The organism is Streptomyces sp. NPDC033178 (assembly GCF_055577685.1).
Window position 1 is genome coordinate 503226 of sequence record NZ_JBVIPT010000002.1, and the last position, 13575, is coordinate 516800.

The 13575-nt window shown below is 70.8% G+C and carries 14 protein-coding genes and 1 tRNA gene; 8 read left to right on the plus strand and 7 right to left on the minus strand.

Annotated features, from left to right (window positions below):
- The first annotated feature begins 113 nt into the window (after positions 1–113).
- Entirely contained in the window at positions 114–1919 is a 1806-nt protein-coding gene (locus ACZ5VQ_RS06125; protein WP_469103881.1) for a sel1 repeat family protein, read from the plus strand.
- A 230-nt stretch (positions 1920–2149) separates the two neighbouring features.
- A tRNA-Met gene (locus tag ACZ5VQ_RS06130) sits at positions 2150–2223 on the plus strand.
- Between the two features lie 144 nt (positions 2224–2367).
- Here ACZ5VQ_RS06130 and ACZ5VQ_RS06135 read toward each other — a convergent pair.
- Positions 2368–2784, minus strand: coding sequence for a Fur family transcriptional regulator (locus tag ACZ5VQ_RS06135; RefSeq protein ID WP_143636461.1), 417 nt, complete (start codon positions 2782–2784; stop codon positions 2368–2370).
- A 137-nt stretch (positions 2785–2921) separates the two neighbouring features.
- Here ACZ5VQ_RS06135 and ACZ5VQ_RS06140 point away from each other — a divergent pair, with 137 nt between their 5' ends.
- On the plus strand, positions 2922–4394 hold the full coding sequence (locus ACZ5VQ_RS06140; RefSeq protein ID WP_469103882.1) for a catalase: 1473 nt from the start codon (positions 2922–2924) through the stop codon (positions 4392–4394).
- Positions 4395–4510: 116 nt separating this feature from the next.
- On the opposite strand, the gene ACZ5VQ_RS06145 is transcribed toward ACZ5VQ_RS06140, so the two are convergent.
- Together ACZ5VQ_RS06145 and hisN are read right to left on the minus strand one after the other, a co-directional pair.
- Positions 4511–4903 (minus strand): CBS domain-containing protein, encoded by a 393-nt coding sequence (locus tag ACZ5VQ_RS06145; RefSeq protein WP_361072128.1) that lies wholly within the window; start codon positions 4901–4903, stop codon positions 4511–4513.
- A 164-nt stretch (positions 4904–5067) separates the two neighbouring features.
- A complete protein-coding gene (gene hisN / locus ACZ5VQ_RS06150) occupies positions 5068–5868 on the minus strand; it encodes a histidinol-phosphatase (RefSeq protein WP_269650362.1) in 801 nt (266 codons plus the stop codon).
- A 251-nt stretch (positions 5869–6119) separates the two neighbouring features.
- Between hisN and ACZ5VQ_RS06155 the strand changes: the two genes are divergently transcribed.
- Complete coding sequence (locus ACZ5VQ_RS06155; RefSeq protein WP_469103883.1) at positions 6120–6731, plus strand: TetR/AcrR family transcriptional regulator; 612 nt, start codon at positions 6120–6122, stop codon at positions 6729–6731.
- A gap of 79 nt (positions 6732–6810) precedes the next feature.
- Here ACZ5VQ_RS06155 and ACZ5VQ_RS06160 read toward each other — a convergent pair whose 3' ends face one another.
- The 4 genes from ACZ5VQ_RS06160 to ACZ5VQ_RS06175 all read right to left on the minus strand — a co-directional run bounded on the left by ACZ5VQ_RS06160 (position 6811) and on the right by ACZ5VQ_RS06175 (position 10580).
- The gene (locus ACZ5VQ_RS06160) at positions 6811–7134 is read right to left on the minus strand and encodes a DMT family transporter (RefSeq protein WP_189837529.1); all 324 of its coding nucleotides are present in this window, start codon (positions 7132–7134) and stop codon (positions 6811–6813) included.
- Positions 7135–7268: 134 nt separating this feature from the next.
- Complete coding sequence (gene rsgA, locus ACZ5VQ_RS06165; protein WP_055617011.1) at positions 7269–8279, minus strand: ribosome small subunit-dependent GTPase A; 1011 nt, start codon at positions 8277–8279, stop codon at positions 7269–7271.
- 16 nt (positions 8280–8295) lie between these two features.
- The gene (gene aroA / locus ACZ5VQ_RS06170) at positions 8296–9612 is read right to left on the minus strand and encodes a 3-phosphoshikimate 1-carboxyvinyltransferase (protein ID WP_469103884.1); all 1317 of its coding nucleotides are present in this window, start codon (positions 9610–9612) and stop codon (positions 8296–8298) included.
- A gap of 245 nt (positions 9613–9857) precedes the next feature.
- Complete coding sequence (locus ACZ5VQ_RS06175; protein ID WP_362087359.1) at positions 9858–10580, minus strand: M50 family metallopeptidase; 723 nt, start codon at positions 10578–10580, stop codon at positions 9858–9860.
- A gap of 50 nt (positions 10581–10630) precedes the next feature.
- On the opposite strand from ACZ5VQ_RS06175, the gene ACZ5VQ_RS06180 reads away from it, so the two are divergent.
- The 4 genes from ACZ5VQ_RS06180 (at position 10631) to rsrA (ending at position 13371) form a co-directional block, all read left to right on the plus strand.
- Positions 10631–11446, plus strand: a complete 816-nt coding sequence (locus tag ACZ5VQ_RS06180; RefSeq protein WP_469103885.1) for an SOS response-associated peptidase — start codon at positions 10631–10633, stop codon at positions 11444–11446.
- A gap of 1 nt (position 11447) precedes the next feature.
- Positions 11448–12095, plus strand: a complete 648-nt coding sequence (locus ACZ5VQ_RS06185; protein ID WP_469103886.1) for an alpha/beta hydrolase family protein — start codon at positions 11448–11450, stop codon at positions 12093–12095.
- A gap of 281 nt (positions 12096–12376) precedes the next feature.
- Complete coding sequence (sigR, locus tag ACZ5VQ_RS06190) at positions 12377–13057, plus strand: RNA polymerase sigma factor SigR (RefSeq protein WP_223064926.1); 681 nt, start codon at positions 12377–12379, stop codon at positions 13055–13057.
- Entirely contained in the window at positions 13054–13371 is a 318-nt protein-coding gene (rsrA, locus tag ACZ5VQ_RS06195) for a mycothiol system anti-sigma-R factor (RefSeq protein WP_269650356.1), read from the plus strand. Before sigR ends, rsrA begins: the two co-directional genes overlap by 4 nt.
- Positions 13372–13575 lie beyond the last annotated feature (204 nt).

Consider the following 13575-nt stretch of genomic DNA (forward strand, 5'->3'; position numbering starts at 1 on the left):
GAGTTGGGAAATCTGTGTTTCACTTGTCTCTCTGTGGGCATGTCGACAAAACGCTGAAGTGACCTCACTGGCTGCGGTATACCAGGTGTACCCAGGTTGCAGGTGGTGCGACGATGGACGTTATGGGGGACAAGGCAACTCTGTTGGAGACAGGGCGGTTTGTGCAGCCTTCCGACCGGGACGAGACCGGCGAGGCTGCGGAGGAGGCTCGTCGACGACTCGCCGCGGAGGCGGGCGACGTCGAGGCGATGAGCGTTCTCGGAGCCATGCTGCTCCGCCGCGGTGATCTCGACGGGGCCGAGCCTCAGCTGCGCGCTGCCACGGCGGCCGGTGACCGGGCCGCCGCCAACAACCTGGGTGTCCTCCTGCACCAGCGCGGATACGCCGAGGAGGCGGCCGGCTGGTGGCGGATCGCCGCCGTCGCCGGATCCGCGGCCGCCGCGCACGCGCTGGGCCGCCACCACCGCGAGCGCGGGGACGAGCCCGCCGCCGAGTACTGGCTGCGCCAGTCCGCCGAGCAGGGCCACGCCCTCGGCGCGTACGCGCTGGCAGATCTCCTGGAGCACCGCGGCGACGCCGGTGCCGGGGACTGGATGCGGGCGGCCGCCGAGCGGGGGCACCGCGAGGCGGCGTACCGGCTCGCGCGGACGCTGGACCGCAAGGCCGTGCAGGCGGGCGAGGACGAGGGCGACAACGGTGTCGCGGCGACCGTCGCCGCGCAGGCCGAGCAGTGGTACCGGCAGGCGGCCGCGCGCGGTCACCGGCGTGCCGCGCTGCACCTCGGAGCGATCCTGGAGAGGCGCGGGGAGCTCAAGGAGGCCGGGCGCTGGTATCTGACCTCCGCCAAGGACGGCGAGGCGCGGGCCGCCTGCGCGCTCGGGTTCCTGCTGCGGGACGCGGGCGACACCGAGAGCGCCGCCGTGTGGTGGCTGCGGGCCGCCCAGGACGGCGACGGGAACGCCGCCAACGCGCTGGGCGCGCTGCACGCCGAGCGGGGTGAGACCCAGACCGCCGAGCGGTGGTACCGCGCCGCGATGGACGCCGGCGACGTGAACGGCGCGTACAACCTCGGGCTGCTCTGCGCCGAGCAGGCGCGGACCGCGCAGGCCGAGCAGTGGTACCGGCGTGCGGCGTACGCGGGACACCGGGAGGCGGCGAACGCGCTGGCCATTCTGCTGCTGCAGGTCGGTGACGCGTCCGGGGCCGAGCCGTGGTTCTCCAAGGCCGCGGAGGCCGGGAGCGTGGACGCCGCTTTCAACCTCGGGATCCTGCACGCCGGGCGGGGCGAGGACGAGGCGGCCCTGCGGTGGTACGAGCGGGCCGCTGCCGCCGGGCACACCGAGGCCGCGCTGCAGGTGGGGATCGCGCGTCTTCGGGACGGGGACGAGCGGGCCGCCGAGCGGCACCTTCGGTGTGCCGCGGGCGGGGGGAGCGCGGAGGCGGCCTATCGGCTGGCCACCGTGCTCGACGCCCGGCGGCCGCCTGCGCCCGCGCACGAGCTGGGAGAGCCTGCGACCGAGAAGAGCGAGTGTGAGGAGTGGTACGAGCGGGCCGCTTCCCAAGGGCATCGGCGGGCCCAGGTGCGGGTGGGGATGCTGGCCTCCGCGCGCGGGGATGTCGTGGATGCGGCTCGGTGGTACCGGGAGGCCGCGGAGGCGGGGTCTCGGAACGGGGCGTTCAACCTTGGGCTGTTGCTCGCCCGGGAGGGGAGTGAGCCGGAGGCCGCGCTGTGGTGGACTCGGGCCGCTGATGCGGGGCATGGGCGGGCGGCGTTGCGGCTTGCCCTCGTCTACGCGCGTCGTGGGGAGCTGGCGGAGGGGCAGCGGTGGGCCGATCGGGCCGTGTCGCTCGGGCCCGGTGAGGTTTCCGAGCGGGCGGCTCGGTTGCGGGATGCGTTGCGGCAGGAGTTGTCGGCGTGAGGGGGCGGGGGTGAGTTTTCGCCCCCGCCGCCCTTACCCGTCCCGTCCCTGGGGGCTCTGCCCCCAGACCCCCGTATCGCGCTGACGCGCTCGTCCTCAAACGCCGGACGGGCTGAAGGTGCCGACCCGGGCGCGAAGCGTCCAGTGCCCGGCGTTCGACAACCGGGGATTCGGGCGCGGGGAACTGATTTGCACTGGTCGGGGCCGGTGACGTACTGTTCAGTCATCGCCGCGGGGTGGAGCAGCTCGGTAGCTCGCTGGGCTCATAACCCAGAGGTCGCAGGTTCAAATCCTGTCCCCGCTACTGAAGACCGAAGGCCCGGAACCAATGGTTCCGGGCCTTCGGTGTGTTCGGGGGCGGGAGGGTGAGCGAGGCAGGGGCGGGGATGTCGAAAGCCCCGGCCAAAGTCAGTCGTGGCCGGGGCTTCGGGGAGTGTTGAGCGGGCGGTCAGGCTGCCGCGCAGTTCGGGCAGACGCCTCGGTACGTCACCTCGACGCCCGAGACCGCGAAGCCGAAGCGCTCGGAGTCGGGGAGGTCCGCCAGCGGGTTGCCGCCCGGGTGGACGTCCTTGATCGCGCCGCACTGGGCGCAGACCAGGTGGTGGTGCGGACTGTGCGCGTTCGGGTCGTACCGCTTCGCGCGCTTGTCCGTGGCGACTTCCAGCACCTCGCCGAGCGAGACCAGCTCACCCAGCGTGTTGTAGACGGTCGCCCGGGAGATCTCGGGCAGCTTGGCCACGGCCCTCGCGTGGACCTCGTCGGCCGTCAGGTGGACGTGATCGCCGTCGAGGACCTCGGCCACGACGCGCCGTTGCGCGGTCATACGCCATCCGCGTCCGCGCAGTCGTTCCAACAGGTCGCTCATACCACCAAGCCTAGCAGCAGGGAGGCCCAGTTTCCGAACAGGTGTGACTTTGGAGCATTCCTTGACTTAGACATTGTCTATTGTAGGATCGAGTTCGGCCTTGGCTGAGGGACAGGAACAGCCAGGATCAGCAAGGAATGACGCAGGAGGCGCACGTGACGCAGGGACCGCTTACGACGGAGGCCGGTGCGCCGGTTGCCGACAACCAGAACAGCGAGACCGCGGGCATCGGCGGCCCTGTTCTCGTCCAGGACCAGCTCCTCCTGGAGAAGCTCGCCCACTTCAACCGTGAGCGCATCCCGGAGCGTGTGGTGCACGCCCGTGGCGCCGGCGCCTACGGGACCTTCACGGTCACCGCCGATGTCAGCCGGTACACGCGCGCCCACTTCCTCTCCGAGGTCGGCAGGCGGACCGAGACCTTCCTGCGCTTCTCCACCGTGGCCGGCAACCTCGGCTCGGCCGACGCGGTCCGTGACCCGCGCGGCTGGGCGCTGAAGTTCTACACCGAGGAGGGCAACTACGACCTCGTCGGCAACAACACCCCGGTGTTCTTCATCAAGGACGCCATCAAGTTCCCCGACTTCATCCACACGCAGAAGCGCGACCCGTACACGGGTTCCCAGGAGGCCGACAACGTCTGGGACTTCTGGGGGCTCAGCCCGGAGAGCACCCACCAGGTGACCTGGCTCTTCGGCGACCGCGGCATCCCCGCCTCGTACCGCCACATGAACGGGTACGGCTCGCACACCTACCAGTGGAACAACGAGGCCGGCGAGGTCTTCTGGGTCAAGTACCACTTCAAGACCGACCAGGGCATCAAGAACCTGACGACCGAGGAGGCCGTGAACGTCTCCGGTCTCGACCCCGACTCGCACCAGCGCGATCTGCGCGAGTCGATCGAGCGCGGCGACTTCCCGACCTGGACCGTGCAGGTGCAGATCATGCCGGCGGCCGACGCGGCGACGTACCGCTTCAATCCGTTCGACCTCACCAAGGTGTGGCCGCACGAGGACTACCCGCCGATCGAGATCGGCAGGCTGGAGCTCAACCGCAACCCGGAGAACGTCTTCGCCGAGGTCGAGCAGTCCGTCTTCAGCCCCGCGCACTTCGTGCCGGGCATCGGACCCTCGCCCGACAAGATGCTCCAGGGCCGCCTGTTCGCGTACGGCGACGCCCACCGCTACCGCGTCGGCGTCAACGCCGACCACCTGCCGGTGAACCGTCCGCACGCCACCGAGGCGCGTACGCACTCCCGTGACGGCTTCCTGTACGACGGCCGCCACAAGGGTGCCAAGAACTACGAGCCGAACAGCTTCGGCGGCCCGTTCCAGACCGAGCGGCCGCTGTGGCAGGCGACCGCGAACTTCACGGCCGGCACCGGCAACCACGAGGCCCCGGTCCACTCCGAGGACAACGACTTCGTGCAGGCGGGCAACCTCTACCGCCTGATGTCCGAGGGCGAGAAGGGCCGTCTGATCGACAACCTCGCGGGCTTCATCGCCAAGGTCTCGCGCGACGAGATCGCCGAGCGCGCGATCGACAACTTCCGTCAGGCCGACGGAGACTTCGGCAAGCGGCTGGAAGCCGCGGTCCAGGCCCTGCGCGGCTGACGCCAGCACTGGAACGCTTGTCGTAGAAGAGCGGGCCGGATCTCCCGTACCGGAGATCCGGCCCGTTCGCCTTCCAGGTCGTTCAGATTTCGAGCCGTGCTCAAGCAGAACTGCGCTCAAGCCGGGGCGTGCTGCCGCAGTGGTGCCCAGCAGCGGATGATGTCGCGGACCGAGACGATGCCGACCGGCTCGCCGTGGTCGAGGACGACGAGGTGGCGGAAACCGCCGTGGGTCATGGCCAGCGACGCCTCCTCCAGCGTCCAGGTAGGGGCGGCGAACACCACGTCGGTGGTCGTGTGGGCGTGAGCCCGCTCGGCGTCAGGGCTCTGGCCCAGGCCTACGGAGTTGAGGATGTCGCGCTCGGTGAGGATGCCGAGCCCGCCTTCGTCGGGGTCGAGGACCACGGCCGCGCCCACGCGGCGTGCGGACATCAGCGCGGCGGCCTGCCGGAGGGTGTGAGCGGGTCCGATGGTGAGTACCACCGTGCTCATGGCGTCGCGGACGAGCATGGACGGAGCCACCTCCTACGAATCCGTTAGTTAACGGATTCACAAGTTCACAAGTGGGGGGACTCTCAGAGTCGCAGTTAAAGAGACGGTCAACAAGAGGGCGTGTACGGGCGATATTTGGGGCGCCTTCTCCCCCGTCAGTGCCTCAACTGCCCCCGGGCGCCTCAGTAGCGCTGGTTCAGATAGCCCAGCAACTCGTCGTGGAGGATGCCGTTCGACGCGGCCGCGTTGCCGCTGTGCGGGCCCGGGCGGCCGTCGAGGCCCGTGAAGGAGCCGCCCGCCTCGGTCACGATGATCGCGGTCGCCGCCATGTCCCACAGCGACAGTTCGGGCTCCGCGCAGATGTCGACCGCGCCCTCGGCGACCATCATGTACGGCCAGAAGTCGCCGTACGCGCGCGTGCGCCACACCTCGCGGGTCAGGTCGAGGAAGCCGTCGAGCAGACTGCGCTCCTCCCAGCCGCTCAGCGAGGAGTACGCGAAGGACGCGTCCCGCATGCGCGAGACCTGGGAGACCTTGAGCCGGGACGCGGACGACAGACTGCGGCCGGTGAACGCGCCGTGGCCCTTCGCCGCCCACCAGCGGCGGCTCAGCGCGGGCGCGGAGACCACGCCGACGACCGGCTGGTAGCCGCCCTCGCTCGCCTCCATCAGCGCGATGAGCGTGGCCCAGACGGGTACGCCGCGTACGTAGTTCTTGGTGCCGTCGATCGGGTCGATCACCCAGCGGCGGGGGCCCGTGCCCTCGACGCCGTACTCCTCGCCGAGGATCGCGTCCCGCGGCCGTGCCCGTTGGAGGTGGCCGCGGATCAGCTCCTCGGCGGCCTTGTCGGCCTCGCTCACCGGGGTCATGTCCGGCTTGGTCTCGACCTTGAGGTCGAGCGCCTTGAACCGGTCCATCGTCGCGGCGTCGGCGGCGTCCGCCAGGACATGGGCGAGGCGCAGGTCATCGCGATAGTCGGGCATGAGCGAACCGTATCTTCCGGGTCGCTCCGCGGGGAACGGGGGGAGACCGGGGGTTGTGTTACAGGTGCGGGTCGGATGCCGCCGGTCACGCCCCGCTGTGGCCGGTCGCACCCCGCGACGAGCCGCGGTCCGGCACGGCCGCGCGCCCCTCGGCGGCGCTTGGCGCCCCCTGGTCGTGCCGCGAACCCTTGACAGTGCCTCCGCGCGCGTCAACTCTGAGGCGCAGAGCCGATCGCCCCAGGGAGGCGACGATGCCTGCAGCGCGGGAATCCCTATTGGACGCCGCCTACACGGCGCTCGGACGCCGTCCGTGGTCCGCCGTGCGGATGGTCGACGTGGCCGCCGCGGCCGGGGTTTCCCGGCAGACCCTCTACAACGAGTTCGGGAGCAAGGAGGGGCTCGCGCGTGCGCTCGTACGGCGGGAGGCCGATGCGTATCTCGCGGGGGTCGAGCGGGCTCTGGTGAGCCATTCGGAGCCCCGGGAGCGGTTGGCCGCCGCGGCGGAGTGGACGGTGTCGGCGGCCCGGGGGAACGCGCTGGTGCGGGCGATGCTCACCGGGTGCTGGGCGGAGAGGCTGCCCTCTCCTACCCTGTCCGCGGTGCCGTCCTCGTCGGCCGTGCCCGCCCAGCGCAGGGCCGACGGGCCGTTGCCGTCGCCGGGGGACTTCGTGGGGCTGGTGCGGGACCGGGCCGTCGCGTCGCTGACCGTGCCGGGCGCGTCGAAGTCCGAGGCCGCGGAGTTGGCGCGGGCCTGTGAGCTCGTGGTGCGGCTGGGGGTGTCGTGCGTGCTGGCCCCTGCCGGGGAGGGCGGTACGGCCGGGATGGTCCGGGACGCTCTGACCACTGTGCGGTCGGTGAGTTGAGCGCGACCGCGGTGGATGGGCACAGACCGCGGTGATCGGTGATCGGTGATCGGTGGCCGGTGGGCGGCGGCCGGTGGTCCTAGTGGGACGAGCCCGACAGCTGTAGGCCGATGACTCCTATGATCACCAGGGAGATCGAGATGATCTTCAGGGTCGAGACCAGGTCGTCGAGGAAGATCATGCCGTAGATGGCGGTGCCGGCGGCGCCGATGCCTGTCCAGACCGCGTAGGCGGGGCCCACGTCGAGTTTCTTGAGGGACAGGGTGAGCAGGCCGAAGCTGCCCAGGGCGAAGATACAGAAGGCCACCGTGGGCCAGAGTCTCGTGAAGCCGTGGGAGAGCTTGAGGCAGACGGCGAAACCCGTCTCCAGGAGCCCTGCCACGACGACCAGCAGCCACGCCATGTGATGCCCTCCCACGCTCCGTGACCGCTTCGTCTCGCTTGCATCCCGCTTGGTGCGATTATGCCTTTACCGTCGCAGCGGGGATGCAAACAACACTGAGGTCAAGCGGAGATCGGTTGGAGTTCGGCCGGAGATCAGTCCCCCTCGCGCCGCTCGCGCGTGGAGAGCAGCCGACGGAGCGAGTAGAGGCGGGCCGGATCCGCGTGCCCCTCGGCCACCCACGCGTCCAGTGCGCAGTCCGGTTCGTCGTGGCTGCACGCGCGCGGACAGCCCTCGGTGCCGGGCTCCAGATCCGGGAACGCCTTGATGACCCGGGACGGGTCCACATGGTGCAGACCGAAGGACCGTACGCCCGGCGTGTCGACGACCCAGCCGTCGTTGTCGGGCAGGGGGATCGCCCGCGCCGACGTCGTGGTGTGCCGGCCGCGGCCGGTGACCGCGTTGACCACGCCCGTGGAGCGCCGCCGCTCCCGCGACACGAGCGCGTTGACCAGCGTGGTCTTGCCGACGCCCGAGTGTCCGACGAACGCCGTGATCTTGCCGTCCAGCTGCTTGTGCACGCGGTCCAGCGCCTCGCCGCTCTCCAGTTCCTGACGGCTCGTCACGACGTACGGGACGCCCAACGCCCCGTACATCTCCAGGAGTTCGTCGGGCGGGGCCAGGTCCGACTTCGTCAGGACCAGCAGGGGGTCCAGGCCGCCGTCGTACGCCGCCACCAGGCAGCGGTCGATGAGGCGCGGGCGGGGCTCGGGATCGGCCAGGGCCGTGACGATGGCCAGCTGGTCGGCGTTGGCGACGACCACACGCTCGTACGGATCGTCGTCGTCGGCCGTGCGGCGCAGCACGGAGGTGCGCGGCTCGATGCGGACGATGCGGGCCAGGGTGTCCTTCTCACCGGACAGGTCGCCGACGATGGCCACGCGGTCGCCGACGACCGCGGCCTTGCGGCCCAGTTCGCGGGCCTTCATCGCCATGACGACCCGGTCGTCCACCAGGCAGGTCAGACGGCCCCGGTCGACGGTGACGACCATGCCCTCGACCGCCTCCTCGTGCTTGGGGCGGATGTTCGTACGAGGCCGGTTGCCCTTGCGGTTCGGGCGCTGGCGGATGTCGTCCTCGTCGGTGTGCTTGCCGTAACGGCGCATGATCCCGGTCCGCCCGTCAGTTCCCGAGCATTCCGGTCCACAGATCGGGGAAGTCCGGCAGGGTCTTCGCCGTCGTCGCCACGTTCTCGATCCGTACGTCGTCGACCGCGAGGCCGATGATCGCGCCCGCGGTGGCCATGCGGTGGTCGTCGTACGTGTGGAAGATCCCGCCGTGCAGCGGGCGCGGGCGGATGTGGAGGCCGTCGGCGGTCTCGGTGACGTCGCCGCCGAGCTCGTTGATCTCCTTGGTGAGTGCGGCCAGCCGGTCCGTCTCGTGCAGGCGCAGATGGGCCACGCCGCGGAGGGTGGAGGGGGAGTCGGCGAGGGCCGCGACCGCCGCGATGCCCGGGGTCAGCTCGCCGACCTCGCCCAGGTCCACGTCGATGCCGTGGATCGAGCCGGAGCCGGTGAACTCCAGGCCCCGGTCGGTCAGTTCGCAGGAACCGCCCATCTCGGTGAAGATCTCACGCAGCCTGTCACCAGGCTGGGTGGTGCGGAGCGGCCAGTCGGGGATGACGACCCGGCCGCCGGTGACCAGGGCGGACGCCAGGAACGGCTGGGCGTTCGACAGATCCGGCTCGACCGTCAGGTCGCGGCCGAGGAGCGCGCCCGGCGTGACCCGCCAGACGTTCGGCTCGCCGCCCGACTCCGGGGTGTCCACCTGGGCGCCGATCGAGCGCAGCATGTCGACGGTCATCCGGATGTGCGGCATGGAGGGGAGCCTGGAGCCGGTGTGCCGTACCTCCACGCCCTGGTTGAAGCGCGGGCCGGACAGCAGAAGCGCCGACACGAACTGGGACGACGAGGACGCGTCGATCTCCACCGGACCGCCCTCCAGCGCCCCGGAGCCGTGCACGGTCAGCGGCAGCGCGCCGCGGCTGTCGTCGTCGATACGGGCGCCGAGGGCGCGCAGCGCGTCGATCACTCCGTGCAGGGGGCGCTCGTACGAACGCGGGTCGCCGTCGAACCGGATGGGGCCGTCGGCGAGGGCGGCGACCGGGGGCAGGAAGCGCATCACCGTGCCGGCGTTGCCCACGTCGACCGTGGCCGGGCCCTGCAGACCCGAGGGGATGACACGCCAGGCCTCGCCGGAGCCGTCGGGACCCACGCCCTCCTCGATGCCCACGCCCATCGCACGCAGGGCGCCTGCCATCAGGAGCGTGTCGCGGGAGCGGAGGGGACGGCGCAGCCAGCCGGGCTCCGCCGCGAGGGCGGCGAGGACGAGGGCGCGGTTGGTGACCGACTTGGACCCGGGCACGTGGACCGTCGCGTCGACGGCTCCGCTTGCGTGGGGGGCGGGCCAGAGGGCGGTGTGTGCGGCGTTAACGGGCATGCCCTCACTTTAATGGTTTGCCACTTGCGGAGATCTTGATCGAAAGGGGCGAAACCACTCCGTGGGGTGCGCCTGAGGCCTCGGGGGTTCGTGTGGTTGGGCGGCTGCGGGTCGTGTGTGGCTGGTCGCGCCCACGCGGCGGAGCCGCATATCGACACAGCCCCGCGCCCCTAAATGGGCTGCGCCCCATCGGGCGCCCCGCCGCCCACAGAAGCCGCCGCCCCGCAGCCTCAGCAGTCAGCGCCTCACAACCCCAGCAGCCACCTGCCCCCGCCCATCAGTGAGCACAGGGACACCGTGTGGAACAGGAACAGCCACAGGCCTGCCGGGACGTGGGTCAGGCGGGAGAGCTGGTCGGCGTCCGAGTCGCCGGCGCCGCCGCGGCTGCGCTTCATCTGGAGCTCGAAGGCAGGTCGGACGCCGCCGAGGAGGAGGAACCAGACGACGGCGTAGGCGAAGGCGGCCTGCACCTGGGGGCCGGCCAGCCAGGAGACCACCACGAACGTGCCGCCGGTGAGGAGGACCGTGAGGGCGCCGTACGCGTTGCGGATCATCACCAGCATCACCACCAGGAGCAGGGTGGCCAGCCACAGCAGGGCGGTGATGTGGCCCGCGGCCAGCAGCGCGGCGCCGCCGAGGCCGAGCAGCGGGGGAGCGGTGTAGCCCGAGGCCGCCGTGAGGATCATGCCGAGACCGGTCGGCTTGCCGCGGCTGACGGTGAGGCCGCTGGTGTCGGAGTGCAGCCGGATACCGCTGAGGCTGCGGCCCGTGAGCAGCGCGACCAGACCGTGGCCGCCCTCGTGCGCGATGGTGATGGCGTTGCGCGAGAGCCGCCAGATGTTGTGCGGGACGATCACGGCCAGTGCCGCGACCATCGTGGCTATGACCACCCAGGTGTCCGGGTCGGGCTGGCTCCCGAATACCTCGTCCCAGAGGGTGGCCAGCGAGGTGGCGGCGATGCTGTCCATTGTGGGTGAGGGCTCCTCTGGCTGGCTCGGAATCTGGCAGTGTTGCACGTATGTGCGGACGGTATGCAGCTAGTCGTAGGCCCGAGGATCTCGCAGGAATCTTTGAGATCGAGAAGTGGGAGCCGGAGGAGGCTCTGGCCCCCGACTACAACGTGGCTCCCACCAAAGAGGTCTACGCGGTCCTGGACCGTCCTCTTAAGGACGCGGAGGACCCGAAGCCGGTTCGGCAGCTGCGCACGCTCAAGTGGGGCCTCGTCCCGTCCTGGTCGAAGACCCCCGAGGGCGGCGCCCGGATGATCAACGCCCGGGCCGAGACCGTCCACGAGAAGCCCTCGTACCGGCGGGCCTTCGCCACCCGGCGCTGCATCATCCCCGCCGACGGCTATTACGAGTGGGTGACCGGTTCCGGCGAGCGCGATCTGGAGGTCGAGGGCAAGAAGAAGCGGCCGCGCAAGCAGCCGTACTTCGTGCTGCCCGCCGACGGGTCCGTCTTCGCGATGGCCGGGCTGTACGAGTTCTGGCGGGACAAGACGCTGCCCGACGACCATCCGCGGGCCTGGTGGGTGACGTGCTCCGTCATCACCACGGAGGCGGAGACCTCGCCGCTCGCCGGCGGCCCGGAGGAGGGGCCGCGCGCGCTGGCAGACATCCACCCGCGTATGCCGCTCATGCTCACCCCGGACCGCTGGGACTCCTGGCTCGACCCGTCCCGTACGGACGTCGAGGACCTGCGCTCCCTGCTCGCGCCGCCACCGGAGGGGCTGATGCGGGCCTACCCCGTCTCCACCGCGGTGAGCAACGTCCGCAACAACGGGCCGGAGCTGCTGAAGGAGCTGGAAGGGCCCGAAGAGGGCACACTCTTCTGACGTGACGGATCATGTGACGGAGATCATCGAGACCATCGACACCGACGCGGGTGCGGCCCGAGTCACCTGGCACCGGGCGAGGAAGGCGCGGCTGGTGCTGGCCGTCAGCCATGGCGCCGGCGGCGGGATCGAGGCGCGCGATCTCCGGGCGCTCGCCGCCGAGCTGCCCGCGCACGGTGTGAGCGTGGCCCTGGTCGAACAGCCCTGGCGGGTGGCGGGCAAGAAGCTCGCGCCCGCGCCGAAGACGCTGGACGCGGGATGGCGGGGCCTCTGGCCTCTCCTCGTGAAGCCCGGGCTGCCCGTGATCGCGGGCGGGCGCAGCGCCGGAGCCCGCGTGGCCTGCCGCACGGCCACCGAACTCGGCGCCCACGCCGTCCTCGCGCTCAGCTTCCCCCTTCACCCGCCGGGCAGGCCGGAGAAGTCCCGCGCCGACGAACTGCTCGGAGCCGGGGTGCCCACGCTGGTCGTCCAGGGCGGCAACGACCCGTTCGGCAGGCCGGAGGAGTTCCCGGGGGGCGCGTACGAGATGGTCGAGGTGCCGTACGGCGATCATGGCTTCGCCGTGCCGAAACGTGCGCCTCTTGATCAGGACCAGGCCCTGAAGGTCATCACCGATGGCGTACTGAAATGGACCTCGTCACTCGGGTGACGAGTGGACCTCCTCACTCGGGTGACCCCCGGGAATGCTGAGCCCCGGGCCACTGTTGTGCGGATCAGACGGCACGACGAGTGCTGTGAGAAGTCGCATGAGAGGAAGTCCGCCGCATGGGTTCGACCATCTGCCCGAGCCGTAGCAGCAGCGCTGACCTGGAGTGGTCGGTTCTGCATGCGGCAAAGACCACCCCTATTCGGGCGGCGGCCGGGCCGGATCGTCGTCTATCCTCCGATTCTGGTGGGACCGGTTTCGGTCCTGCCCAGACTCTGGAGGAGGTGGGTCCGGTCACAGGGACCGACGCAGGGACCGAAAACGGCCAGGCGGAGCAGCCCGAGGGCCCGGGCAGCGGCGAGTCGGCCGCCGAGCGCAGTGCGCGCTTCGAGCGGGACGCGCTGGAGTTCCTCGACCAGATGTACTCGGCCGCGCTGCGCATGACGCGGAACCCGGCCGACGCCGAGGACCTGGTGCAGGAGACGTACGCGAAGGCGTACGCGTCCTTCCACCAGTTCCGTGAGGGCACCAACCTCAAGGCGTGGCTGTACAGGATCCTCACCAACACCTTCATCAACTCGTACCGCAAGAAGCAGCGCGAGCCCCAGCGGTCCGCCGCCGAGGAGATCGAGGACTGGCAGCTCGCGCGCGCCGAGTCGCACATGTCGACCGGTCTGCGCTCCGCCGAGTCGCAGGCGCTCGATCACCTGCCCGACTCGGACGTCAAGTCCGCGCTGCAGGCGATCCCCGAGGAATTCCGCATCGCCGTCTATCTCGCTGACGTAGAGGGCTTTGCGTACAAGGAGATCGCGGACATCATGGGGACACCCATCGGTACGGTGATGTCCCGGCTGCACCGGGGCCGCCGCCAGCTGCGCGGCATGCTCGAGGACTACGCGAAGGACCGCGGCCTGGTCCCGGCGGGCGCCGGGGAGTCGGACGGAACGAAAGGCTCGGGCTCATGAGCTGCGGAGAGCCGCACGAGACGGACTGCAGTGAAGTACTCGATCATCTCTACGAGTTCCTCGACCGGGAGATGCCGGATGCCGACTGCACCAAGTTCGAGGTCCACTTCGAGGAGTGCTCCCCGTGCCTGGAGAAGTACGGCCTCGAGCAGGCCGTGAAGAAGCTGGTCAAGCGGTGCTGCGGCCATGACGACGTGCCGACCGACCTGCGGGCCAAGGTCATGGGCCGTATCGAGCTGATCCGCTCCGGCGAGACCGTGCCCGAGCACGACGTCACCGTCGCCGACGTCCGGGGCGCGGCCACCGAGGGCTGAGCCCCCCCCGGACCCTGCCTCCGCGGTCTCCGCCTCGGCGGTCCCTGTCTCCGCGCTGCCGGTCCTGACACCGGCCCCGGTCGCCACGCTGCCCGGGGGGGGGGGGGGGGGGGGGGGGTGGGTGGGGGGGGGGGGGGGGGGGGGGGGGGGGGGGGTTGGGGGGGGGGGGGGGGGGGTGGTGGAGGGGGTGGGGGTTTGGGGAGG